General features: G+C 34.1%; 24 protein-coding genes. 16 read left to right on the top strand and 8 right to left on the bottom strand.

Features of this window, described 5'->3' with window-relative positions:
- Nucleotides 1-42: 42 nt before the first annotated feature.
- The 4 genes from CD30_RS11355 to CD30_RS11345 are packed head-to-tail and all read right to left on the bottom strand — an operon-like array spanning nucleotide 43 to nucleotide 3,965.
- A complete protein-coding gene (locus tag CD30_RS11355) occupies nucleotides 43-618 on the bottom strand; it encodes a response regulator transcription factor (protein WP_036176950.1) in 576 nt (191 codons plus the stop codon).
- On the bottom strand, nucleotides 611-2,893 hold the full coding sequence (locus CD30_RS11350) for a sensor histidine kinase (protein WP_036176929.1): 2,283 nt from the start codon (nucleotides 2,891-2,893) through the stop codon (nucleotides 611-613). Before CD30_RS11350 ends, CD30_RS11355 begins: the two co-directional genes overlap by 8 nt.
- Before the next feature lie 3 nt (nucleotides 2,894-2,896).
- Nucleotides 2,897-3,058, bottom strand: a complete 162-nt coding sequence (comX, locus tag CD30_RS19820; protein ID WP_084077833.1) for a competence pheromone ComX — start codon at nucleotides 3,056-3,058, stop codon at nucleotides 2,897-2,899.
- A gap of 10 nt (nucleotides 3,059-3,068) precedes the next feature.
- Complete coding sequence (locus CD30_RS11345) at nucleotides 3,069-3,965, bottom strand: polyprenyl synthetase family protein (protein ID WP_052126166.1); 897 nt, start codon at nucleotides 3,963-3,965, stop codon at nucleotides 3,069-3,071.
- Between the two features lie 422 nt (nucleotides 3,966-4,387).
- Between CD30_RS11345 and CD30_RS11340 the strand changes: the two genes are divergently transcribed.
- From CD30_RS11340 to CD30_RS11270, 15 genes are all read left to right on the top strand, one after another.
- Nucleotides 4,388-5,440, top strand: coding sequence for a DmpA family aminopeptidase (locus CD30_RS11340; protein ID WP_036176928.1), 1,053 nt, complete (start codon nucleotides 4,388-4,390; stop codon nucleotides 5,438-5,440).
- 467 nt (nucleotides 5,441-5,907) lie between these two features.
- Entirely contained in the window at nucleotides 5,908-6,702 is a 795-nt protein-coding gene (locus tag CD30_RS11335) for a M55 family metallopeptidase (protein WP_036176927.1), read from the top strand.
- Between the two features lie 21 nt (nucleotides 6,703-6,723).
- Nucleotides 6,724-7,791 (top strand): dipeptide epimerase, encoded by a 1,068-nt coding sequence (locus CD30_RS11330; protein WP_036176925.1) that lies wholly within the window; start codon nucleotides 6,724-6,726, stop codon nucleotides 7,789-7,791.
- Nucleotides 7,792-7,817: 26 nt separating this feature from the next.
- Nucleotides 7,818-9,638 carry a peptide ABC transporter substrate-binding protein gene (locus CD30_RS11325; RefSeq protein WP_036176923.1) on the top strand — a complete coding sequence of 607 codons (1,821 nt, stop codon included), beginning with the start codon at nucleotides 7,818-7,820 and terminating at the stop codon, nucleotides 9,636-9,638.
- A gap of 100 nt (nucleotides 9,639-9,738) precedes the next feature.
- The gene (locus tag CD30_RS11320; protein WP_036176921.1) at nucleotides 9,739-10,683 is read left to right on the top strand and encodes an ABC transporter permease; all 945 of its coding nucleotides are present in this window, start codon (nucleotides 9,739-9,741) and stop codon (nucleotides 10,681-10,683) included.
- Nucleotides 10,683-11,657, top strand: a complete 975-nt coding sequence (locus CD30_RS11315) for an ABC transporter permease (protein WP_036176919.1) — start codon at nucleotides 10,683-10,685, stop codon at nucleotides 11,655-11,657. Before CD30_RS11320 ends, CD30_RS11315 begins: the two co-directional genes overlap by 1 nt.
- 11 nt (nucleotides 11,658-11,668) lie before the next feature.
- Nucleotides 11,669-12,730 carry an ABC transporter ATP-binding protein gene (locus CD30_RS11310; RefSeq protein ID WP_036176915.1) on the top strand — a complete coding sequence of 354 codons (1,062 nt, stop codon included), beginning with the start codon at nucleotides 11,669-11,671 and terminating at the stop codon, nucleotides 12,728-12,730.
- Nucleotides 12,720-13,661, top strand: coding sequence for an oligopeptide/dipeptide ABC transporter ATP-binding protein (locus tag CD30_RS11305; protein ID WP_036176912.1), 942 nt, complete (start codon nucleotides 12,720-12,722; stop codon nucleotides 13,659-13,661). The genes CD30_RS11310 and CD30_RS11305 overlap by 11 nt, the downstream gene beginning before the upstream one ends.
- Before the next feature lie 2 nt (nucleotides 13,662-13,663).
- Nucleotides 13,664-14,593 (top strand): S66 peptidase family protein, encoded by a 930-nt coding sequence (locus tag CD30_RS11300; protein WP_036176909.1) that lies wholly within the window; start codon nucleotides 13,664-13,666, stop codon nucleotides 14,591-14,593.
- 13 nt (nucleotides 14,594-14,606) lie between these two features.
- Complete coding sequence (locus tag CD30_RS11295) at nucleotides 14,607-15,398, top strand: serine hydrolase (RefSeq protein WP_036176906.1); 792 nt, start codon at nucleotides 14,607-14,609, stop codon at nucleotides 15,396-15,398.
- Nucleotides 15,395-16,207: an SH3 domain-containing C40 family peptidase gene (locus tag CD30_RS11290; protein WP_036176903.1), complete on the top strand. Its 813-nt coding sequence runs from the start codon at nucleotides 15,395-15,397 to the stop codon at nucleotides 16,205-16,207. The genes CD30_RS11295 and CD30_RS11290 overlap by 4 nt, the downstream gene beginning before the upstream one ends.
- Before the next feature lie 98 nt (nucleotides 16,208-16,305).
- Complete coding sequence (locus CD30_RS11285; RefSeq protein ID WP_036176900.1) at nucleotides 16,306-16,728, top strand: universal stress protein; 423 nt, start codon at nucleotides 16,306-16,308, stop codon at nucleotides 16,726-16,728.
- A gap of 133 nt (nucleotides 16,729-16,861) precedes the next feature.
- The gene (locus CD30_RS11280; protein ID WP_052126165.1) at nucleotides 16,862-17,464 is read left to right on the top strand and encodes a hypothetical protein; all 603 of its coding nucleotides are present in this window, start codon (nucleotides 16,862-16,864) and stop codon (nucleotides 17,462-17,464) included.
- Nucleotides 17,465-17,914: 450 nt separating this feature from the next.
- Nucleotides 17,915-18,556 (top strand): PAQR family membrane homeostasis protein TrhA, encoded by a 642-nt coding sequence (gene trhA / locus CD30_RS11275; protein WP_036176894.1) that lies wholly within the window; start codon nucleotides 17,915-17,917, stop codon nucleotides 18,554-18,556.
- Between the two features lie 245 nt (nucleotides 18,557-18,801).
- Nucleotides 18,802-20,118 carry an IS1380 family transposase gene (locus CD30_RS11270; RefSeq protein ID WP_036176891.1) on the top strand — a complete coding sequence of 439 codons (1,317 nt, stop codon included), beginning with the start codon at nucleotides 18,802-18,804 and terminating at the stop codon, nucleotides 20,116-20,118.
- 353 nt (nucleotides 20,119-20,471) lie between these two features.
- On the opposite strand, the gene CD30_RS11265 is transcribed toward CD30_RS11270, so the two are convergent.
- From CD30_RS11265 to CD30_RS11250, 4 genes are all read right to left on the bottom strand, one after another.
- Nucleotides 20,472-20,753 (bottom strand): hypothetical protein, encoded by a 282-nt coding sequence (locus tag CD30_RS11265; protein ID WP_036176888.1) that lies wholly within the window; start codon nucleotides 20,751-20,753, stop codon nucleotides 20,472-20,474.
- A 120-nt stretch (nucleotides 20,754-20,873) separates the two neighbouring features.
- Nucleotides 20,874-21,620, bottom strand: a complete 747-nt coding sequence (locus CD30_RS11260; RefSeq protein ID WP_036176885.1) for an SDR family NAD(P)-dependent oxidoreductase — start codon at nucleotides 21,618-21,620, stop codon at nucleotides 20,874-20,876.
- A 258-nt stretch (nucleotides 21,621-21,878) separates the two neighbouring features.
- Nucleotides 21,879-22,427 carry a hypothetical protein gene (locus tag CD30_RS11255; RefSeq protein WP_036176882.1) on the bottom strand — a complete coding sequence of 183 codons (549 nt, stop codon included), beginning with the start codon at nucleotides 22,425-22,427 and terminating at the stop codon, nucleotides 21,879-21,881.
- Between the two features lie 147 nt (nucleotides 22,428-22,574).
- Nucleotides 22,575-23,087, bottom strand: a complete 513-nt coding sequence (locus CD30_RS11250; protein ID WP_036176879.1) for a DUF3231 family protein — start codon at nucleotides 23,085-23,087, stop codon at nucleotides 22,575-22,577.
- Nucleotides 23,088-23,465: 378 nt separating this feature from the next.
- Between CD30_RS11250 and CD30_RS11245 the strand changes: the two genes are divergently transcribed.
- A complete protein-coding gene (locus tag CD30_RS11245) occupies nucleotides 23,466-24,464 on the top strand; it encodes a tetratricopeptide repeat protein (RefSeq protein WP_036176876.1) in 999 nt (332 codons plus the stop codon).
- The last annotated feature ends 11 nt before the right edge of the window (nucleotides 24,465-24,475 follow it).

Below are 24,475 nucleotides of genomic sequence, written 5' to 3'. Positions count from 1 at the left end.
CATCAATGCCCACCTAATAACTAGGTGGGCATTATTTGACGCTTACAATAAATTAAAAATTTGAGACAAATTTCGTTCGATTGTTCGCTGTGTAACTTGAAGCTCAATTGCAATGGCACTATTAGTATACCCTTTTGAGATATATTGAAGGATTTGTTTTTCACGTTCATTTAATTTTAAAGTTTCTTCGATTTGGTTCGCATTATAGAAATCTTTAATATAGTTAATAAAGTTTGATGGTAGTACAAGGTCACCAGCAATAGTTGCACGAATTGCGCGGATCATTTGTTCTTTCGTTGACGTTTTAGACAACAAGCCATGTACCATTTTTTCTAAAATTAAAGAATAGTAATCTTCAATATTGTCTCCAGTATACAATATAATCTTTGAGTTAGGCTGTGTTGTACGAACTTTACTACATAGAACAATACCATTTTGTTCGGGCATATTTATATCTATTAAGTATAAATCATATGGATTTTGCTTTTCCTCTAGCATCTGATGTATTGCATAAATATCATCGCTAGTATCTACTAGGATATCCTCTATATCTTGAAAAAGATTTTTCGTTCCTTCCAGTACGATTGGATGATCGTCTACTATTAAAATTTTAATCATTTTTTAAATCATTCCCAACTTGTATATGAATTTGCATACCTTCATTTGGATAAGTATCGATATCGATATATCCACCATAGGCAAGAACTCTTTCTCGCATTCCTGTTAGTCCCATCGAATCTGATTGATTAATCGTATCCATGTCACAGCCAACACCATTATCCATATAGAAAATTTCAAACCCATTTTCATAGTTCTTTAATTGTATTTTTACGTAGGTAGCTTCCGAATGTTTTACAGCGTTACTTAACATTTCTTGAATGATACGGTAAATAAGAAGAGGAATTTGTTTATTTTCTACATTTACTTGTTCAAGACTTGTAATTAATGAGAAAGCTGCTCTCTTCTTCGTTTCCATAATTAATTTGTTAAGTGCTGCATTTAAACCTAAAGTATCTAATAAAGGCGGCTTTAGCTTTTCACAATAAGATCTTAGTTGATGATTAATCGTTACTAGCTGACGATGGAAATCCGCAATTTTAGGCTGCATTTTTTCAATATCTGTTTCGTACAGGATAGAATCCATTTCCCGAATAAGAAAAATTTGCTCTTGTAAAACTGTATCGTGTAATTCTTGAGCTAATTGATTTTTTTCATCCTCAAGTTGGAGCCAAACGAGTTTTTTGAGCCAGATTGGTTGGTCTGTTCCTTTTTGCTGAGCCAATGTTAGTTGTTCAAGTAGGTCCTCAACTAATTTTGAACTGTCAATAAAACTGTTAACGAATAATATTAATAATTCTAACCATAATAATTCCTCGTGTTTTAACTGAGTATTATTGTTATTTCCCATAACTAAAAAATGTTTCAACTCAATATCATGATGCAAACAAGCTACATAATAAGAATCATACTTCTTAATCTCTCTTAGCTGCAGGTTGTCAAAAATTGATTGGTTAAGCGATTTATGTATTATCGCAACATTATTATCTTGGGTAGGTAAGAATCTTTTTTCCTGAACATCATACGCCACTACATATACAATATCTAATTCAAATTGCTTTGAGATAATGGACGATAAACGCTGGAAAACTTCTTCTGTTTTAATCGCATTTCCGATTTCGTCAATTGTTGTATATAGTAAATGGATATAATCACCACGTGGAGAGAATAAAACTTTCCGATTATGATAATCTATTTTTTCTTTAATATAAAAACTAATAACAAGCGAAATGAATATAAATAAGGCCGTATCAACTAATTTATTGAATGACACAGATGTTAATAAACTAATCCCTAAAATTAACCAAATCGTTAAGATAAGCGAATAAAACGTATAGTATCTTAATCTGGATATATGATATTCAACATCGAACAATCGTTCAGATAATTGAGCAAATATAAATCCGATAGGGATTAATAATAAAAATAGAGCACTTGCAGTAGATGATATAATAAACTCTTGGAATATTAAAACAGGTAATACAAATAAAAATAAAAACGGTAAAAACGGTAAAATAAAACCCCATAACAATAATTTAATATGAGGCTTCTTGTAATTAACCTGAGATATTCCGAGAATGATAATGATCATTGTCAGTAAAATAAAGAATATAGAGAGAATAATTAAAGTATTTACAGAAAATAAAAAGGGAAATGGACCCTCTAATATTGTTAAAATGAAAACGATAATTGGAAAAAGATAAAACCATGAACTTTTGTTTAAAACTTTAAACTTTATATCGATAAACATTAAATAAAACTTTATAAATTGGAGAAGTAATACTGCACTTAAAATCATACTTGTGCTATTTACGACGATTCCAATTCTGTCTAAGCGAGTAGATGAAGCAATGCTACTGTATGCCAATGCCAAAGACAACATAAATAATATTAAGTATTTTAATGATTGCGAGTTTCCTTTTTTATTTTTAAATAAATAAGCAGCTATAAATAGTACGATAAAGAAATAACATAAGGGCAAAATAAAGTAGGTTAAAAACTGGAAAGGGAGATCGTAATGACTTAAAAGCACATCACGAATATCTCCCTCTTTTGTCATGATTGTTAAACTATTAGCAGAACGTATTGTCTGGTCGTAGTCTAAACTATTAAATTTTGTTATATCTTGATCATTTACTTTTAAAAGGAAATCGCCCTGGTTAATGTGATGTAAATTAGCTAATTCAGGATATTCAAAATTTGAAATCTCCCATTTATCATTACTCTTTTCTACTTCAATACCTGCAATAGGAGATTGAATACTCGTAATGAAAAGGTATATTCCTAGAATTAGATAGATAGTGATTATGCTCCAGAACAATTTATGGGGAAACATTCATTATCTCCAGCCAAGGTCTAATGGTTTAACAGTTGTTTCTCTAAATGCATCAGTAATAGCTTGTTGTTCAGCTGGTGAAACTCCTACAAGAGATGCTTTGTTTTGTTGTAATAAAGAAACTACAGTTGGATTTTCAATTAAATATTGGATTAATTTGTTCATTTTAAATTCCTCATTTCATTAGATTTTTGATATATTCTTTACTTTCTTCCTTCATGGTAACATTTTCAACATACTCAAGGGCTTTAATTCGATACATATTACGAATAGCCTTCGCATAGTGAAGAGCACCACCAAAAAATAATTCCTTTTTTACGAAGTCAATATCCATAGTTGTTACGAGACCTTGATAATAGTCTTCAAGATGCTTGGAAACATCATTTTGCTTTTCAAAGATGTAAATAATCGGTAATGAGTACTTTTTGTTCAGTAGGTCATTTTTACCATTGATCGACTGCACATCAGAAATGTCATTTTCGATTTGTTGAATTACACCAATCAAATTCGAATATTCTTTTACTCGAATATCGATGTCACCTTGCGCCAAAACTACACCCACTAAGCAACTTAAAGTTACTAATGACCCAGACTTCAAAGATACCATATTCAGATAGCTTTCTTCGCTTTGACATGAATTTAATAGATCTAGCTGTTGACCGTTAATACTATCCAATGCATACATATCTAAAATATTTCTAGCGTGATGTTTATGTTTGAAATTACTTTCTAAAATTACATTGGAGAGAATAAAAATCATCGCTAATGCAGCATTCATGGACAAATCAGGAGTGGTTGTCCAAATATTGCTAGTATCTTGGTCTTGAAGATCGTCTATTATGTCGAAACTTAAAACTAATAATTCAACTGCTGCAGCAATTCGATAAATTTCGGGATTAAATTCTTCTGTGAACTCAGAATAGTGAAGTACACATAGATTGCCAAATATCATAGGGTGATCCTTTTTCGTATCAATATATTGCAGCAATTGTGATCGTAGATGATTTTGAAGATTTGGAGTCATTTGGATAATAGTTTTCATTTCGTTGTAGAGAATAATATTGTAATTCAACTTAACAAATCACCCCCATAATATTCCTCTTTATTATAATATTACAAACTTATTATCTAATAGATTTGCAGTTTTGAAAATACCGATGTTTAAAAATGACGTTATACCGACACTTTTTCGGTCGGTATACCGACGTATGTTACTTATAGATATTGATGGTGTTGTATTTAATTAGAGGGGAAATTGAAACGATTTAGAGAATAAGATATTAAAATTCAACCTTTATCTTAAATGATTAATGAAAATCAAGTTGAAAAAATAAATAAATCATGCGCTTGTACAATTGGTTAGAAAGACGCTTAAACATTAGAACGCCGAAAATATAAACTATCTAACTAAATTAAATAAAGGAAATTTGTCTATCATTAATGAAGTATTAATTAATTCTAAATTAAGATATACAATTGTTAGGAGTGAATGAGATGCGCAAAAAAATAAGAGAATTAGGTATTACCGTAGGGAAATTACCGGTAGGTGAAAAAAATTGTATAACAGATGTTGCGGGTGTACGTGTTGGGCATGTCACATTGGATGAACCAGTTGATAATGATGATTCATATGCTTGCACGGGAGTTACTGCCATTTTACCCCATGGTGAAAATCTATTTCAGAAAAAGGTAACTGCTGCGAGTTATGTTATAAATGGATTTGGAAAGACAACTGGACTTGTACAAGTGAATGAATTAGGCGTTATAGAGGCACCAATATTGTTAACCAACACCTTTAGCGTACCTGCTGTTTCACAGGGAGTTTTGGAATATATGCTAGAGTCCAACCCTGACATTGGCATAGCAACAGGAACGATTAATACTGTGGTAGGTGAGTGTAATGATAGCTTTTTAAATTCCATTCGTACTTGTACAGTAACTCCTCAACATGCGATTGAAGCAATCAATAATGCTACTGAAAATCCAGCAGAAGAAGGAGCAGTTGGGGCAGGGAAGGGAATGATGTGCTTTGGATTTAAAGGTGGAATCGGCACCTCGTCACGTATTATTGATGTTAAAGAACATCATTTAAAATTTACTGTCGGCTGTTTGGTCCTAACTAATTTCGGGAATGCAGAAGAATTTAAATCAGAAAACTATAGCCTGAAAATAAGTCAATCCAACTCAACATTATCACCAAATGATGGATCGATTATTATTATTTTTGCAACAGATGCACCTTTAAGTAGTCGACAGCTTGAGCGTGTAATTAAACGTTGTGGTATTGGATTGGGGAGAACAGGTAGCCATTTTTCCCATGGAAGTGGTGATATTGTCATTGGATTCACAACTGCTAATAAAATCCCTCACACTGCTAAGGATATTGTAGAAACGCGAAAACAACTACGTGAAGACCATCCTGTGATGAATGAATTGTTTACTGCAGCTGCTGAAGTGACAGAAGAAGCCATTCTTAACTCACTTTCACAAGCAACGACAACCAAAGGAAGAAATGGGCATATTGTGCATGAATATAAATTTATATAAAAATCAAATTCAAAAGTTATTCAGTGAATCTTGCATTGAATAACTTTTTTATAACTCACTCACTAACTCCATTTGACAAAGTAAACGAGTAAATTAAATCCCAAGCATTTCCAACATAAATTTAAAGAAATCCCCTCCAAAAACTATTGAAAATTTAATCCTAAACTAAAAAACGACAATAAAAGTTATATCTTTAGGAAGTCATGAATTCTACTGTATAAGACATATATTTATATAACAATGTAGATAAAACAAATTTCAAAATAATTTAAAAAATGGATAATTATGATATTTTCAATCTAGAAATAATTAATAAAGTGTGGTAGATTTTATTTCAAATACAGAATTATCTAAAAATTGAAGTGTGGATCCACTTCTGTTTCCAATGGATTTCACCTAAAAAAGTACTTTAAACATTCGGGATAACCCTACAAATCTATCAAAAGGATAAAGGAGTTTAGATAAAGATGAAGGTTTATATTAGTGCCGATTTAGAAGGTGTGGCGGGTTCTACAACCTGGATTGAGACGGAGAAAAATACACAAGATTACGAACCATTTCAATATCAAATGACAAAAGAAGTAATGGCTGCAATTGAAGGCGCTGTAAAAGGTGGAGCAACAGAAATTGTTTTAAAAGATGCACATGATTCCGCTAGAAATATTGACATTTCGGAATTACCGATAAACGTGAAGGTGATTCGCGGATGGATGGGGGAGCCAATGTGTATGGTTGCAGGCTTAGATCAAAGCTTTGATCGTGCAATTTTTATTGGCTATCACTCAAAAGGTGGGAGTCATCGAAATCCCTTAGCCCACACCCTTGTCACAAACGCAGATGTAAAGATTAATGGTGAATATGTAAGTGAATTTTTAATAAATACCTACGCAGCTGCACTTCATGATGTTCCCGTTTCATTTGTTAGTGGTGATGTTGGTTTAACTGAAGAGATTAAATTATTAAACGAAAATATTGTTACCTATGCAACGAAAGAAGGAATAGGTGGAGCGACAATTAGTGTCAGTCCTAAATTAGCGATTAGTGAAACAAATAGACTTGTAGAACAGGCCATGAAAGTGGATCGAGAATCTCTAAAAGTAACACTCCCTGATAAATTTGTTGTTGAAATTATATACCGCGATCATACTCGCGCCTACCGTAACGCTTTTTATCCAGGTGCTACATTTAAACCTCACAATACAGTTGAATTTATAACAGATGATTTTTATGAAGTGTTACGTATTTTGCAGTTTCTAACTTAATGAAATGGATTAGGTGATGCGATGAAAATTACAGATATACAGATCTTTGAAGTAGAAGCTCCCCTTAGAACTCCATTTAAAACGGCGCTTCGAACAGTTGATAAAATTCGAAACATAGGAGTACAAGTGCTTACTGATAATGGACAAGTAGGCGTTGGTGAAGCAGCTCCTACTGCTGTAATAACTGGTGAAACAAAAGCTTCTATTGTTCATGCAATAACAGAGTATATTAAACCAGCCATTACTGGAATGGACATAGATGATTTTTCATCGATCATGGAGCGCCTTCACCATTGTATATACAAAAATACTAGTGCGAAGGCAGCCGTTGATATGGCTATTTATGACCTATTCGCAAAAAAATATAAGACACCACTTTATAAAGTATTAGGCAGCTATCGAAAGGAACTAAAAACGGATATTACAATTAGTGTCAATGAGATTTCTGAAATGGTGACGGATAGCGTAGAGGCAGTTAAGCGAGGATTTGAAATTTTAAAAATAAAGGTTGGAAAAAATCCTGACGAAGATGTTGAGCGAATAAAGCAAATTCGAAATGCTGTAGGTCCTCACATTACTTTAAGAGTTGATGCAAATCAAGGATGGACTGCTAAGCAAGCAGTAAAAATAATACGAAAGCTTGAAGATGCGGGGACTGAAATTGAATTAGTAGAACAACCAGTTCACTATGAAGATCTCATCGGAATGCAGTATGTAACTGCAAATACACAAACAAATATATTGGCTGACGAAAGTGTATTTTCACCTTTAGATGCCGTGAAAATTATTGAGATGCGAGCTGCTGATTTTATCAATATAAAACTGATGAAAACAGGTGGAATTTATCAGGCACAAAAAATTTGTCATATTGCAGAAGCAAATGGTATTGAATGCATGATTGGCTGCATGTTAGAAACGAAAATAAGTGTTAGTGCAGCAGCACACTTTGCTGCATCAGAAAAAAACATCCAAATGGTTGACTTAGATGGACCAATTCTTTGTTTGAAAGATCCAATTACAGGGGGACCAACATTTAATAATCAATGGATTCGAATGTCAGATGAACCTGGAATCGGATTTTCATTATAAAAAGATAGCAAATTGGGAGGGTTTCTATGAAGAAGTATTTATTTATACTTTTAGCCTGTATTACAGTCATTCTTGCGGCATGTAGTGGCGAATCATCAAGTGATGAATCAGTATACCGTACGCTTTATGCGGGAGAGGTAAAAACATTAAATTACTTAAAAACTTCCGATAATAATGAGTTCGCGGTGGCAGCAAATTTAGTCGATGGTTTAATTGAATATAATCAGTATGGTATCGTTCAGCCTGCTATAGCTGAATCATGGACATCAAATGATGATGCGACAGTTTGGACTTTCAATCTACGTGAAGGTGTCAAGTGGGTTACCCACGAAGGTGAAGAATATGCGGATGTTACAGCACAAGATTTTGTAGATGGTTTAAACTATGTGCTTGATGCGAAAAATGAATCTTCAACAGCTTGGATCGCTACCGTTGTAAAAAATGGTAATGCTTTCTATGAAGGTGAGATTACTGATTTTTCACAAGTAGGTGTAAAAGCTCTTGATGAACATACAGTTGAGTACACATTAGAAGGTCCAACACCTTACTTCCTATCAATGTTAAATTATGTATGTTTCTTCCCGGTGAATGGAGAATTTTTAGCTGAAAAAGGAGATCGTTTCGGTACTACCCGTGAAGACCTTCTTTATAACGGAGCGTACATTTTAGATACTTTTGAACCTCAAAATGAACGTATCCTTGCTAAAAACGAAACCTATTGGGACAAAGACAATGTGTTAATCGATAAAATTCATTATAAATATAATGCTGAGGCAAATACTGTTGCACCTGAGCTGTTTTTACGAGGTGAAGTAGATTTTGCACTTATTCCAACAGCGATACTAGATGATTGGTTTAACGATCCCGAGAAAAAGGACTTAGTAAGACAAGATACGCCAAGCTTTTACACATATTTTTATGCGTTAAACTTTGATCCGCAATTTGATGCAGAATACGAGCCTGAGAATTGGAAGGTTGCGGTTAATAATAAAAATTTCCGTAAATCCTTATTCCACGCTTTTGATCGTGTATCTGCAATGATGACAATGGAACCATATAATCCAGAGACACTACTAAATAACTCGATCACACCGAAAAACTTTGTTGATATTGATGGTGTGGACTATACACAATTAGAGCCATTAGCTCAATTTACAAATAGTGAATCATTTAATGCTGAATTAGCTCTAGAGTATAAAGAAAAAGCATTGGCAGATCTTGAAGGAAAAGCAACATTCCCTATTAAAGTATTAATGCCATATAACTCCGGTAGTCCTGACTGGGCGAACCGTACGCAAGTAGTTGAACAACAAATGGAAAATCTATTAGGAAAAGATTATATCGATATTATTGTAGAGGCAGGACCTTCAACTGGATTCTTATCAGAGGTTCGTCGTCCGGGTAAATATGCGTTTATGGAAGTGAACTGGGGTCCAGACTTTGCTGATCCATCAACTTACACAGATCCGTTTACAATTGGAGGCACATACAATAAACCTGAACTTGCAGAAGGCTATTTAGAGTCCAATGGTAAGCCGAAATATCAAAATATGGTTGAAAAAGCAAAAGCAACTATAGAAGCAGCGGAACGTTATCAGCTATTTGCAGAAGCAGAAGCCTTCTTAATAGACGAAGCCTTTGTTATCCCGTATTCAGTTCAAGGTGACGGGTACATGGCTTCTAAGCTAAATCCATTTGAGGCTCAGTTCTCTCCATTTGGTGTAACATCAGAGAAGTTTAAAGGTCAAAGTTTATTAGAAAAGCCAATGAGTAATGAGGAATTCGAAGAAGCGAAAGAGATTTGGGAACAAGAGCGTGCGGAGGCATTAGCAGAGCAAGGACAGTAAAAGATTCTACATTTAGATATAAAGAGTGTTGAAACACTATGAAGGAGATGGCTTCTCACCATCTCCTTCCTTCATATTCTCTTTCATAGGGGGGATTTAAATGCTTGCTTATATAGGGAAACGATTAATGCAGTCGGTCATTACATTATTAGTTATTATCACGATAGTTTTCTTATTACTACGCTTATTACCTGAAGAGGGTTATTTAGGAGCGGCGGCAGAGAAAATGACACCTGAACAACAGGAAGTTTATTTAACGAATCTAGGTCTTAGAGATCCTATTCTCGTTCAATTAGGAAACTTTTATAGCAACCTAGCGCAAGGTGATTTAGGAAAATCCATAACTTATCGTACAGATGTACCTGTTGTTGAAATCATTGCTGATAAAATATTGTATTCATTATTTTTTGGATTGGGAGCTGTCGTTTTAGCCTTGCTTATCGGTGTTCCATTGGGGATTTTAATGGCGCAAATGAAAGGTCGTTGGCTTGATCGGCTAGGGACAGGATACATTGTCTTCGTTGTAGCTGTTCCTGCTATGGTTTATTACTTATTAATCCAAGTATATGTTACGGACTTTTTCCGTTTACCGATGTTATTTGATGAAGATAGACCAATTAGTTGGATTTTACCCTTAATTTCTTTAGCTTTAGGACCGATCGCTTCCTATGCAATGTGGATGAGACGTTATATGGTGGACGAGCTAAACAAAGATTATATTCAATTAGCAAGAGCTAAGGGAGTAAGAGAGCGTACATTGATGTTTCGTCATGTCATGAGAAATGCGTTTATTCCAATGGCACAATATTTACCTGCAACCATTTTGTTTACCATCACAGGTTCAATTTATATTGAGTCACTATATTCCATACCAGGAATGGGAGGCTTACTCGTTGATGCTATTCAACGTCAGGACAATGCGGTAGTTCAAGGGCTTGTATTAATTTTTTCATCCCTTGGAATTATTGGTTTATTTTTAGGTGATATTGTAATGTCGCTTGTCGATCCTCGGATTAAGCTCGGTAGAGGGGAGAGTGTACGTTAATGGGTCTATTTTCAGAAGAAATCCGTAATATTTCGGACAAGTCTAGTGAACAATTGTTTCAATTTGCAGTAACAGATGAACATAAAGCAGAAGAAACTGGCTACTCGAATTATTCCTATTGGCGCTCAACCTGGAGATCGTTTTTAAAAAATAAAGTAGCGGTTTTTCTATTAATATTAGTCATGTCTATCGTATTTTTCGTTGTTATTCAACCTTATTTACCAAATCAGAAATCACCGACCGAAATATACTTAAATGAGGAAACAGGCTATCAATTACGAAATGTTGAACCAAACAGTGAATTTTGGTTTGGGACAAATTCAATTGGACAAGATTTATGGTCGCGGATATGGGCCGGAACGCGTACGTCCTTACTAATAGGTGTTGTCGTAGCACTATTTGAAGTGATTGTTGGGATTACAATTGGTGCTCTTTGGGGTTACTCTAGAAAACTTGAGAATCCCATCTCTCATATGTACAACATCGTAGAAAATATTCCTACGACAATCGTATTAATTTTAATGTCTTTAATATTACGGCCTAGTATTACAACGATTATTATCGCGATGTGTATAACCGGATGGGTTGAAATGGCTCGGTTTATCCGAAATCAAATTGTCATATTAAGAGACCGTGAATACAACTTAGCATCTAGGACATTGGGAACTCCAAGTCATCGCATTATTTTTAAAAATCTATTACCCTATTTAATTTCAATTATCATGCTTCGGGTGAGCTTAGCCATTCCGTTTGCCATTGGTTCTGAAGTATTTTTAACCTATATCGGGTTAGGTCTTCCAATTAGCGAGCCATCATTAGGAAATTTGATCAATGAAGGTCGAGTTCTAATGATGTCACCAGATTTGCGTTATCAGCTCATCTTTCCAAGTATTGTGTTAAGTGTTATTACGATTGCCTTTTATATTATCGGTAATGCATTTGCAGATGCGGCTGATCCGAAAAATCATAGGTAGGAGGGATGTTAATGATCACCGAAGAATCAAAAAAACCTATTTTATCCATTGAAAACTTAGTCATAAAGTTCAAACTACACGGGAGAATACTCACTGCTATACGAGGTATTTCACTAGACTTATATAAGGGTGAAAGTTTAGCCATTGTTGGAGAATCAGGTTCAGGAAAATCAGTACTTGTAAAATCAATCATCGGTTTACTAGATAATAATGGCTATATCGATAAAGGGAGTATTTACTATAACGATGAAGATATCGCTACGTATAAAATTGAAAAAGATTGGTTAAAAATTCGCGGAAAAGAAATTGCCATGGTAACTCAAGATCCAATGACATCATTAAATCCTTTAAAACCAATTGGAAAGCAAATTGAGGAAGCTATTGTCTTACATCAAGAGCTAATAGGGAAAGAGGCTTATGAAAAAACTTTACAATTATTAAAGGATGTCGGTATTCATGATGTGGAAAGGCGATACAAACAATACCCTCACGAATTTTCGGGTGGTATGCGTCAACGAATTGTCATTGCAATTGCTATTGCCTGTAATCCGAAAATATTAATTTGTGATGAGCCTACCACTGCATTAGATGTAACAATACAAGCCCAAATTTTACAGCTTTTAAAAAATTTACAGGAAAAATATATGCTAACAACAATCTTTATCACCCATGATTTAGGCGTTGTTGCCAAGGTGGCAGATCGACTAGCTGTCATGTATGCAGGAGAAGTGATTGAGTTTGGTAAATCTGATGAAATATTTTTTGATAGTAAGCATCCTTATACGTGGGCACTTCTTTCTTCATTGCCACAGCTTGGAGTGAAGGGAGAAGAATTATTTTCTATAAAAGGTACACCACCTAATTTGTTTAAAGAAATAAAAGGGGATGCCTTTGCACCACGTAATCCTTATGCTTTAAAAATAGATTATGAACAAAATCCACCGTTTTTTAAAGTGAGTGAAACCCATTATGCAAAAACGTGGTTACTTCATCCAAAGGCACCAAAGGTAGAACCTCCCGAAAATTTGAAAGCATTTTTCGAAGAAGGGAGACGATTTGCAAATGAAGGATAGAGATGTACTCGTTGAAGTGAAAAATTTAAATGTGACGTTCGGTAAAGGGAAAAATAAGTTTGTGGCTATCGATGATGTTAGCTTCAATATTTATAAAGGCGAAACCTTCGGGCTTGTTGGTGAATCAGGCTCTGGTAAAACGACAATTGGACGAGCTATTATGCGCATTAATGAAGTTACTGGTGGAGAAATTCTTTTTAAGGGACAAAGGATTAACGGTAAAATCCAAAAAGAATGGGATCAACAAATTACAGAAAAAATTCAAATGATTTTTCAGGATCCTATGGCATCTTTAAATGAACGGGCGAAAGTAGATTATATTATTTCCGAGGGACTATTTAATACAAGGAAGTATGCAAATGATGATGAGCGGAAGGAAAAAGTGCGAAAGGCTTTATTACAAGTAGGATTATTACCTGAATTTGCAAGTCGCTTTCCCCATGAATTTTCAGGCGGTCAGCGTCAACGAATTGGCATCGCTCGAGCTCTTGTCATGGAACCAGAGTTTATCATAGCGGACGAACCGATATCAGCCCTTGATGTATCTATTCGTGCCCAAGTGTTAAACTTGCTATCGAAATTACAAATCGAAAATAATCTTACTTACTTATTTATAGCGCATGATTTATCCATTGTACGATATATATCCAATCGAACGGCAGTTATTTTTAAAGGGAAAATTGTTGAACTGGCAGAAACAGAGAAATTATTCTCCAATCCCATTCATCCTTATACAAGAGCGCTTATTTCTGCTGTACCTGAACCGAATCCACATAAAGAACGAAATAAAAAAATTGAAATATATGACCCATCTCAACATAACTATGAATTAAATCCCCCTTCATTTGTCGAACTGGAGGAGGGACATTATGTATTAGCAAATGACGAGGAGATTTACCGTTATCAGCAAACTCAAAAAATGGGGGTTTAATAATGAGGATACCGAAGTCTTTAAAAAAAGGGGATACGATTGGACTCATTAGTGCATCAAGTCCAACACCTGAGGAAGCTCTTCCAAAAGCGATTGAAAAGGTTGAACATCTCGGTTTTAAGGTGGTTGTTGGTGAAACGTGCCGGCAAAGACATGGATATCTAGCGGGGAAAGATGATTTACGCGCTCGTGAGGTCAATGAAATGTTTCAAAACCCAGAAATAGATGGCATCTTTTGCATAAGAGGTGGTTATGGTGCCACAAAAATATTACCATTACTAGATTTAGAAATGATAAAGGAAAATCCGAAAGTTTTTGCAGGCTATAGTGATGTGACCGCCCTTCATATTGTGTTTAACCAACAATGTGATTTTGTCACATACCATTCACCAATGCCTTCTACGGAATTTATTAAACCAGAGATGGATGATTATACTTGGGATTCTTTTTTAAGTAGTGTACTAGAAACAAATCGAGATTGTTATGATCTAGAAAATCCGATTGGTATGCAGATGACAACCCTTGTTCCAGGAAAGTCAACTGGCCAGCTAGTTGGTGGTAATTTAACATTAGTTACGGCATCTCTTGGTACTCCATATGAAATTGATACTAAGGGTAAAATTCTATTTTTAGAAGAAATTGATGAATATGAGCGTAGTGTTGATCGAATGTTAACCCAATTAAAGCTTGCAGGAAAGTTAGATGATGCGGCTGGAATCATATTAGGAGCTTGGACGAATTGTGGTCCACAAAATGCGATGCATCCTGAGCAAAGCTTACGATTACAAACAATTTTTGAAGAAATACTCGTGCCAACAGGTAAACCGATTTTAATGGATGTCGTATGCGGGCATATGTTACCAACTATGACATTACCATTAGGCAGAACGGTTACTATCAATGCGGATGATAAAACTATCTCCGTCATGTAAAAGGGGGCAAATTTTGAAAGAAGAACTTGAAAGATTGATTGATTCAGTAGATTATAACATTCATCTATTTATTAAAAGGGCAAAAGCTGAAGATTTTATCTTTGCTAAACAACTAGATGAAGTAGTTTCTAGTGCTAGTCTTATTAAAGTTCCGATATTAATAGCCGTGCTAGAGTTAATTGAAAGGCAAAACATTTCGTTACAAATGGAAGTTGAAATTAAGCAAAATCATAAAGTGGAATATAGTGTACTAACGGAGCAAGACTCAGATAAGAGTACATTATATGAATTACTTGTTTGGATGATCATTACAAGTGATAATACGGCAACAAATGTGTTAATCGATTTTTTAGGAATGGAAGAATGTAATGCATTTTTTAAAAAAATAGGATTAACGCGTACTAAGCTACAAAGAAAAATGATGGATTTTGATAGCTTACAAAAAGGGGTAGATAATGTCACGACTGCAAGAGATATGGCAAATTTGTTCACCCGAATTTATAAGCAAGATTTATTACCATTACAATTTAGTCAATTAGCTCTTGATATTTTAAGCAGACAAAGAATAAATGATGGACTTAAACGGTATATAATCGAAAATGTTAAAATCGCACATAAAACGGGTAATTTAGATACTGTGAGTCACGATGTTGGCATTGTTTTTCATGAGAAACTAGATTATATCATCGGAATTATGATTACAGATATTAATGATGCTGAAGAAGCGAAGAAATGTATTGGCTTAATTTCTAAGATTGTATTTCAATATTTTGAACGTATTGAAAGGGGTGAACACTTTCTATGAAAGCTGTTGTTACTTCAATGATTGCAAACCTTCATGCAAAACCTGAGGCGACTTCAGAACTAGTTGATGAAGTTCTTTATGGTATGACCGTTGAAATATTAGAGTTATGTGGTGAATCATGGTTAAAGGTTCGTACTACTTATCGATACGAAGGGTATTGTCAAAAGGAACATTTTCTTATAAATGATGAAAAAACAAAAAAGTGGCAAAATGAAGCACAGCATATTATTATTCAAAATTTTGCGGATTTGCTGCGAGGACCTAAAATTCAAAATGAGAAAATAATAACACTTGTAAAAGGTTCCATTGTTCAATTGTTGGAAGAAGAGAATTTGGATCATACCTGGTCGAAGGTGAAATTAGTCACAGGAGAAATTGGTTATACTAGAACCAAATGGATTCAAGAAAAAATACAAGAGATAAAGGTTCCTGAGAGAGACTTTCGTGAGCGTGTTGTTCAAACGGCACTCAGCTATTTGAAAACACCATATCGATGGGGAGGAAAAACTCCAATTGGTATTGATTGTTCTGGACTTTGTTTGATGGCGTATATGTTGAACGGTTCGATTATATATCGGGATGCAAAAATAGTTGACGGTTTTCCTGTTAAGCAAATCCCCTTTGAACAAATTCAAAAAGGTGATTTAATTTATTTCCCGGGGCATATTGCGCTGTATATGGGAGATGATTTATATGTCCATAGTTCATTAGGTGGAAATGAAGTGTCGATCAATAGTTTAAATGATAAACACCCGAATTATCGTCATGATTTAGCAACAACAATTACAGCGGTTGGTAGTATTTTTTAGTAGTTTTCAATTTTCATATTGTCTCTAGAATAAGAATTAATTTATATTCGTATCTTCTAAAATTTGATATGATAAAGTCAAAATGGAGGAGGATAATAATGGCAAAATATCAAAAAATAGCAGTAGCAATCGATTTTTCCGAGCAATCTAAAAAAGCACTAGAACGTGGAGTTATTCTGGCAAAGGATTATGATGCAGCTCTTCAATTAATACATGTAGTTGATACGGTATCATTTGGTTCAATTGCAGCCTATGATTTAAATTATGCTGGAAAATTAAAAACTCAAAGCCTTTCTGAATTAGAAACATTAAAACTTGAAGCAAAAGCCCAAGGTGTTAATAGTGTAGAAGTAACTGTAGAAGAAGGTTCTGCAAAGGCAATTTTAACTCAACTACCAGATGTAGATTTAATCATATGCGGAGCTACAGGATATAATGCAATGGAGAAAATGGTTATCGGTTCAGTTGCAGAGCAAGTTGCTCGTACAGCAAAATGCGATGTTCTTATTGTTCGTTTATAAAATATGTAGCACGTTTTTGCTCACTAAATGGAGTGAAACGTGTTTTTTTTATTTCGTAAAAATTCCTCCAGATGGATGATTACATGTAACTTTCTATAACAAACAAAGTCAAATTGCTAAAGGGGGATTAATCTTGAGAAAAATAAAAATGTTTCTTATTTTTTCATTCCTAATAGCATTTTCATTTAATTTTACCGCAACTGAAGCTTATGCTTGTTCATGTGCTGCACCTGGTTCGCCAACTGAAGAATTAAACATGAGTACTGCTGTGTTCTCTGGGAAAGTGATTAAAATAGTGGACCCTAATAAGGATGCAGAAATACAATCATCCGCAGATCTTCTTGAGGTCCAATTGAAGGTAAAGGAGACATGGAAGGGTGTCGATGAAACAATTGTTACACTTTATACGGCAAGAGAATCTGCAAGCTGTGGTTTTAACTTCACTTTGAATGAAGAATATTTAGTGTATGCAAATAAATCAGATGGAGCACTTCATGTGAATCTTTGTTCGAGAACAGCTCCATTAATAGCAGCTACATCTGATTTAGAAGAACTAGGTGCTGGTGAAGAACCTACCGTAATAGTAGAAGTTGATCAATCAGATGGAAAAAAAGAAAACATTGTAGCTAAAAGTGAAGATGATCATTCAAACATTCTTCTCATTTTTAGTATATTAGGGCTAATTATTATTGCCATTTCCCTGTACGCGATTATCAAAAAGAAACGAAATCAATAAACCAAACGCTCAGAAGAATCAAACGAACCGGAACTTCTAATCTCCACGCTCTAGAGTAGATGATTCAACAGTGGCATTCAAATAGACTGTATAACTTATCTCTAATAAGCGCTCAAACATTTGCGGGGAGTATGAAACTGTATTATAGTAGCAATTAACTATCGATTTTGATTAAGTATGTTACTAAGAGTAAAGGTTCCGTTGTGAGCAAAGAAACGCTTTGGAGCTAGCAATGTAGCGTCACGGATGTTCTTTTTTTGTCGACACTAAGAGCACAATCATTTAGATGTGCTCTATTTTTTTATTCTTCACCAAACGTATGTCTTTTTACAATTTTGCTCATATTTATAGATGTCATTTTGAAGTATGACATTTATCATTTATTTTTTATTACATCTTACTCTTCTGTTTTACCATTATATTGCCATAATATTAATTGAGGTGAAGGAAATGACGCAAGCAGTAATAGTTGAAAGTGCTTATAGTAAAAAAGAAGAATTTTGGAATGCCATGACCCATGGAATAGGTGCGTTTTTAACGATACCAGCAACATTTTTACTAGCAGATAAGGCTATTAGCAATGGGTCAAAAATTGAGTTAATTAGCTACTTAATCTTTGGAATTTCAATGTTCCTTTTATATTTAGCGTCAACATTATATCATTCGTGGCCAACACATAAATATTTCTTAAAAAAATTAGATCACAGTTCAATATTTCTTTTAATCGCAGGAACATATACACCTGTTGCGTTGATAGCAATAGGAGGGAAAACAGGGTGGATTTTATTTGGAATCGAATGGGGATTAGCATTAATAGGTATTGTTCTGAAACAGTTTTTTGTCCACCGTTTTCATGGAATATCACTTATAGTTTATATTGGAATGGGCTGGTTGCTTATCTTTGTTTACCAACCAGTAATTGACCATTTCACAATAAACGGAGTTTTAACATTACTAGCTGGAGGGCTTAGCTACACAATCGGAACTATTTTTTATAAAAACAAAAAAATCCCTTATAATCATGCAATATGGCATGTATTTGTAATGGGTGGAAGCTTGTGCATGTTTTTAGCCATCTATTTCTTTATATAATGAAATGAAATAAACGTACATTATCCTAATGGAATATAGTGATAATGTACGTTTATTCTTTATTTAAATAATTGAAATGAAATAATAGTCATACCTGAATTATTCATAGAAAACTTTTGATAAATTTTGAATGCCTATCTATCAAGCATTTCAACCGAATTGATCATGCATCAAATAAATGAAAAAAGAATCCATTTCTGTTAAAGTTAAATCACCACAAAATAACCACAGAAAGGATTCTTATAATGGCTACTTTACCGCAATTAACTTTAGATTTCAATCGTCAAATTAAATTGTCAAGTGATGGGGGTTCTCTTTCTTCTGATACAGGTGAATTTATCTTTAGGGAATTCGATGAGAAAATCGGATTCTCTAAAACCTTGGCTCGACATCTACATTTAAAAGACGATAGAAAATACCATGTTCATTCGAATGAAAATTTACTCCGTCAAAAGATTTATCAAATCATTGCTGGTTATGCTGAAGATGACAGTGCTGATCAATTGACGAATGATCCTGTCTTCACACAAATTATCGGGACCGACGCCTTAGCTTCTCAACCAAGTTTATCTCGGTTTTACACAAGATTTGATAACGAATCCATGGAACAATTAAATCAAGCGAACCAAGAGCTTTTAGATAAAGTACATACATCCAGGGGATCCAAAGCAATCATCTTTGACTTGGATTCAACACATGCTGACACATATGGTGAACAAGAATCGGCATCGTACAATACTCATTATGGAACGGTCGGTTTTCATCCGTTAGTTGCTTTTGATGGTATCACTGGCGATTTCCTTAAAGCGAAGCTACGACCAGGAAATGTTTATACTTCCAATGGTGTCGTTGATTTTGTAAAACCACTTATTGAACACTACAATGAAAAATTTCCAGAAACCACACCGTTTTTACGTGGAGATAGTGGATTTGCTGTCCCGGCTTTGTATGACTTATGCGAAGATGAGTCTGTCTATTACGTGATTCGTCTAAAATCAAACGCTATTTTACAGCGAATGGCAGATGAATTACATCCAGCAACGGAGATATCAGATGTTTCCATGTCTGAATGCTATTATGAGGAAATCGAATACCAGGCAAAATCATGGTCGAAGTCAAGAAAAGTCATCGTACAATCTGTTCGTCCTGCGGGTGAACTGTTTTTTACCCATTCCTTTTTTGTAACGAATTTAAAAGATGCATTCACTCCAGAAACTATCGTTCGTTCTTATCAAAAAAGAGGGACGATGGAGAACTATATCAAGGAAGCTAAAAACGGTTTTTATCTGGATAAAATGAACAGCCATTCTTTCCAGGTAAATGAAGTCAAAATGATGTTAAGTCTATTAGCGTACAACCTAACGAATTGGCTACGTACCCTTTGCTTTCCAAAAGGACGGAAAAGTATGCAAATCGAGACCATTCGTACAAGAATTATTAAAGTTGCGAGTAAATTAGTAAAATCAGGACGATCCATCTACTTTAAATTGTCCTCTAGTTTTGTGTACCAAAAATTCTTTTGGGAAGTACTTCAGCGAATTCAACGTCTTAAGCTAGAATAATTCAATTGAATAGCTGTTTTTTAAAAGGATGAAAGACCAAGGGGGTAGTATGCCCAAAATCAGGATTTTACTACCATTCACCTTTATCATTTATCATGTTTATCGAAATTAACAGCTCTTACTTGTTTAGATAACAAAAAATCATTGGATTTGGTATCAAATTAAATCTTCATTGGAAGTATGAATAATTCAGGTCATATTTTTATTTCCTATCTTAATTATTTTCTAATTCAAATGCAGTAATACGGTTAACATCAACAATAAGAATATTTCCCGTAGGCAAAATAAAAGTAGCTAATTATTTTTTCATTAAAATTAAAAGATATAATTTTGTAATTAGTCAGCAATACTTTTTAATCACCGCCACCGCCACCTCCGTCATCACTACAATCACTTGAAGTGGAGGTGAATGAATAACTCCCGCTATAATCTGAAGAACCGTATTTTGATTGACGTTTAATTCGCTTAACGGTTTTATTCATTTTTCTTCGATTTTTTCGTTGCTGAGGGGATAATTTAAACCAGGCAAATAAGCGTTGAAAATTTCTTATGATAAATAGAAAGAGTTGAAAGACAAACCATATTAAAAATAAAAGAACGATTCCTAGTAAAAGATACTGGAACAGTTTCTCCATCATCCCACTTCCTATCTATAAGAAATTGCAAGCTTGTTTGTATAACTTTTCATATTTATTATACTAAATTTCAGATTTATTAACTTAGTTCTAATTATTCAAAATTCAAATAAGACTATATTACTCCTCATAGATCATTTTCTTTGTCATACCACCATCAACTGTTAAATTGATGCCAGTTACAAAATCATTTTTTTCGTCTGTTAAATAAAAACATGCGCGGGCGATATCATCAGGTTTGCCAACTCGACGGGATAAATGCTGCTCATGATCAATCTCACGTAACTTTTCATAATCACCAGTTTCAATCCAACCAGGAGAAATGCAATTTACTCGAATTTTATCCGGAGCAAATGATCGAGCTAAAGCATGAGTTAATGAAACGATGCCACCTTTCGTTGCTGCATAGGATTCTGTATGTGGCTCAGACATGAATGCACGTGTAGAAGCCATAGAAACGATAGCGCCACCATGATTATTTTGTCTCATGAACTTTGCAGCTTCCCGTGAACATAAAAAGACACTACGTAAATTAGTATCCATGACATAATCCCATTCATCCATGGACAAATCATAAGGGGATTTCGGACAGAAAATACCCGCATTGTTAATGAGAATATCAATTTTTCCGTATTTCTCTACTGCAAACTTCATTAGCTGTATTACGTCATGTTCTTTTCGAACGTCAGTAGAGAAAAAGGCTGCAAAATAGCCTTCTTTACAAATGTTTTCACATACTTGTTGAACTAGCTCTTCATTTTTATCTGCTAAAACTACATTAGCTCCAGATTTTGCGTACTGAATGGCAACTTCTTTTCCTATCCCCTGAGCAGCACCTGTTATGACGACAACTTTATTTTTAAACATAAAATACCTCCTATTTTCTCTTACCATTATGCTAAGTGAAAAAAGGCTGATTCGTAAATATCGAATCAACCTTTTCCTTACAATATTTAACCTACCCAACCGACAGAAGCAATATAAAAAAGAATGACTGCGCCAACCACCATCCATATAAGTAAGACACCATGATAAAAAATGGTGTCTATAATAATAAATTATTCAAGTGGAACATCTAAGGTAAAGTCTTCTCCAACTGATTCAAAATCTTCATCAAAAGGACCGCTAAGTATGAAGAGTTAATTTTTTTATGTTTTCATCATGCTTTAAAATCCAAACTACATCATCTTCCATTGTAACCGCACCCATAAAGTCGCCGCCTACTTCACCAGAATACCAAAGATCAGCGTCTACTTGTTGTCCAGTATCTGTTACAAGTGTGGCCTGGTCAGGGTAGAAACTTATAGTTTGGTCTGTTGAGTTTTTTGCTGTCATATTGATTGTGATTACTGTAGCAACATCTTGATTGTCGAAGGATTCCTTAAAATCCTCTGCAACTTCAAGTGTAGCGACTTGAACAGCATTTAACGTTAAATTCATTGGACCAGCTTCATGGCTAATGCCTAATTCCTCATTTTTATAATTAATCGTTAATTTACCTAGATCTGATTCTTGTACATTTTCATCTGTACTTACTTCTTCTTCCTGTTCTGTTTCTGTATTTGTCTCATCAGCAGGTGTATCATTTGCTGTATCCGTAGGAGTATCGTCTCCTGAACATGCTGCTAGTCCTAAAGATAATAATAGTGCTAAACCTAAAAGATATTTGCTCATATTTCTCCCTCCTATGTATTTTTATTATGTACAAAACATGTTATAAAAAACGTGAAAATGTGAGAGTTAATTTTCTATTAATACTAAAAAATAGAAAAACACCTATGGTAGGTAGGTGCTTTCAACGTAATTTTTTTATTAAACTTTTTATGATTTGTCGGTAGGGCTAACATGTAGTGGGGGAGGAGCGAGCCAACCCTTTGCTTTATTTAATCGTAACATTTTCCCACCTAATTGAGCCTTAGCCATATGGAATTGGCCATACATAAAGGCAATATCCTCGCGAGTACATAATGCTATTGTAGTACTACAAGAAATTAAACCTGAAGCGACATTTGATGATAAAATTGCACTTATTTCAGGATCCATATATTTTGCTCCTACAGGAATATCTTCAATACGAGCATTTGGACGTTCAGGAGGGGCAGGTGGTAAACCAACACCGTTAATTTTTAAAACACTTTTCACCTGTTTATTTTCTTCCTCTAATCCTGCCAGGGCTTCTTCAATAAGCTTTGCTAAATCTACATCGCCAGTATGGTTGTATAGTGTTTGATAGGCTGCTATCAATCCATTGTTCGTCAATGTATGCGACCACATTGCAAAAATTTCACCATAGTGTAACGGTTCGTCCTTTGGATTTTTACTTAAGATCCCCATCAAAAGCTCTCCTTTATGATTAAAATGCATAACTATCACTAGGTTGCACAAATGTGGAAACATTATTCAGATTTATGCAATTTATAATGAGATAAGATTAAAAGCTTAAGATGGAAAATTGAAATATAAATTGAGGCTTGATTGATTAAAAAATAATTGCAAAAAATACAAATGATTACTCTTTTTCATTTATGTATTATTAATTGTTCTTCGATTAAATTTTATTTAAGCGGGTAACATTGATTAGTAATCGTAATAACTTCATTTGTATTGAAAGATAAAATTGATGTTGTTCAAGAAGTAAATTAACGGTAAAATGACAATAATTATGAATACTTATATAAGATTTTCATAATGAACAGCTTGGGAGTGAGACACATGAAAAATAAGAAGAAAAGAATAAAGGGATATAAAAATGTTGTCTTATTTCCTGGAACTGTCGAAAGATTAATTTCACAAGCCCATGAATATGTAGAAAATTATCAATTCGATGAAGCTAACGAGAATTTCTCAGAAGCGTTACAATACACTGAAGGTGATGAATTAACTTTAAGTGTTTATGCCTACTCTTTATATGAAGCGAAATCCTTTGAAAAAGCAAAAGAGGTTTGCGAGCAATTATTGAGTATTGGGCCATCTATGTACTTAGAAGTGATGGAATTATATTTAACAATTTGTATGCAATTAAAACAATTTAAGCAGGTCGAGAGCATCATTACATCTCTTCTTGAAGAAGGCGCAATTCCTGAAAATCAAGTTGAGAAATTTGAACGTTTAAAAAACTTGAACGCAAATATTACACAAATGGATGATGATTCGCAGCTTGAATTTCAAACTGAAAACAAATTAAATCTTGAAGAATACGATGTGTATCAATTCTTATCTTTAAATCCAAATGAACAATTAATAAAAATACAAGAACTTACTGAAGCAAATGTTCGTCCTATTGTTGAGCAGTTAAAAAGCATTATTGAACATGATAAATCCCATCCATTTATCAAGAGTCTAATATTAATTTTGCTAGTCGAACAAGAAGTGAATGTAGAAATAAAAATAAACAAATTTCATCGATCAATGGTAGTAAATCCATCAACATTACCATTACCAACAAAACTACCACAATATCAAGCCATTACATCACTTGTAATAGAAAAATTAGATCAAGAACCATCTAAATTAGAAATGCTAGAATATTTAATTTCAAAGCATGCAATAGTCACTTATCCTTACGAATGGTTAGATTATGATTCCGAAGATGTGGCTTTAGCTTATATTGATTTAGTAAGCTTAATGTTTGGAAACGTACAGGAAATGGATTATGAATTAGTAGACTTTTTGCAGAATCTCGAAAAGTTAACAGAACTACAAGAAGTATGAAAAAAGTTGAA

The organism is Ureibacillus massiliensis 4400831 = CIP 108448 = CCUG 49529 (genome assembly GCF_000772965.1).
GTDB lineage: Bacteria > Bacillota > Bacilli > Bacillales_A > Planococcaceae > Ureibacillus > Ureibacillus massiliensis.
This window is presented reverse-complemented; position numbering and strand designations above follow the sequence as displayed.

What these genes read in the sequence shown, in the direction of transcription:
- CD30_RS11355 (WP_036176950.1), bottom strand. Translation starts at nt 618, where the DNA reads ATGATTAAAATTTTAATAGTAGACGATCATCCAATCGTACTGGAAGGA.
- CD30_RS11330 (WP_036176925.1), top strand. Translation starts at nt 6,724, where the DNA reads ATGAAAATTACAGATATACAGATCTTTGAAGTAGAAGCTCCCCTTAGA.
- CD30_RS11290 (WP_036176903.1), top strand. Translation starts at nt 15,395, where the DNA reads ATGAAAGCTGTTGTTACTTCAATGATTGCAAACCTTCATGCAAAACCT.
- CD30_RS11325 (WP_036176923.1), top strand. Translation starts at nt 7,818, where the DNA reads ATGAAGAAGTATTTATTTATACTTTTAGCCTGTATTACAGTCATTCTT.
- CD30_RS11315 (WP_036176919.1), top strand. Translation starts at nt 10,683, where the DNA reads ATGGGTCTATTTTCAGAAGAAATCCGTAATATTTCGGACAAGTCTAGT.
- trhA (WP_036176894.1), top strand. Translation starts at nt 17,915, where the DNA reads ATGACGCAAGCAGTAATAGTTGAAAGTGCTTATAGTAAAAAAGAAGAA.
- CD30_RS11250 (WP_036176879.1), bottom strand. Translation starts at nt 23,087, where the DNA reads ATGGGGATCTTAAGTAAAAATCCAAAGGACGAACCGTTACACTATGGT.
- CD30_RS11320 (WP_036176921.1), top strand. Translation starts at nt 9,739, where the DNA reads ATGCTTGCTTATATAGGGAAACGATTAATGCAGTCGGTCATTACATTA.
- CD30_RS11260 (WP_036176885.1), bottom strand. Translation starts at nt 21,620, where the DNA reads ATGTTTAAAAATAAAGTTGTCGTCATAACAGGTGCTGCTCAGGGGATA.
- CD30_RS11265 (WP_036176888.1), bottom strand. Translation starts at nt 20,753, where the DNA reads ATGGAGAAACTGTTCCAGTATCTTTTACTAGGAATCGTTCTTTTATTT.
- CD30_RS11350 (WP_036176929.1), bottom strand. Translation starts at nt 2,893, where the DNA reads ATGTTTCCCCATAAATTGTTCTGGAGCATAATCACTATCTATCTAATT.
- CD30_RS11255 (WP_036176882.1), bottom strand. Translation starts at nt 22,427, where the DNA reads ATGAGCAAATATCTTTTAGGTTTAGCACTATTATTATCTTTAGGACTA.
- CD30_RS11300 (WP_036176909.1), top strand. Translation starts at nt 13,664, where the DNA reads ATGAGGATACCGAAGTCTTTAAAAAAAGGGGATACGATTGGACTCATT.
- CD30_RS11335 (WP_036176927.1), top strand. Translation starts at nt 5,908, where the DNA reads ATGAAGGTTTATATTAGTGCCGATTTAGAAGGTGTGGCGGGTTCTACA.
- comX (WP_084077833.1), bottom strand. Translation starts at nt 3,058, where the DNA reads ATGAACAAATTAATCCAATATTTAATTGAAAATCCAACTGTAGTTTCT.
- CD30_RS11245 (WP_036176876.1), top strand. Translation starts at nt 23,466, where the DNA reads ATGAAAAATAAGAAGAAAAGAATAAAGGGATATAAAAATGTTGTCTTA.
- CD30_RS11310 (WP_036176915.1), top strand. Translation starts at nt 11,669, where the DNA reads ATGATCACCGAAGAATCAAAAAAACCTATTTTATCCATTGAAAACTTA.
- CD30_RS11270 (WP_036176891.1), top strand. Translation starts at nt 18,802, where the DNA reads ATGGCTACTTTACCGCAATTAACTTTAGATTTCAATCGTCAAATTAAA.
- CD30_RS11305 (WP_036176912.1), top strand. Translation starts at nt 12,720, where the DNA reads ATGAAGGATAGAGATGTACTCGTTGAAGTGAAAAATTTAAATGTGACG.
- CD30_RS11340 (WP_036176928.1), top strand. Translation starts at nt 4,388, where the DNA reads ATGCGCAAAAAAATAAGAGAATTAGGTATTACCGTAGGGAAATTACCG.
- CD30_RS11285 (WP_036176900.1), top strand. Translation starts at nt 16,306, where the DNA reads ATGGCAAAATATCAAAAAATAGCAGTAGCAATCGATTTTTCCGAGCAA.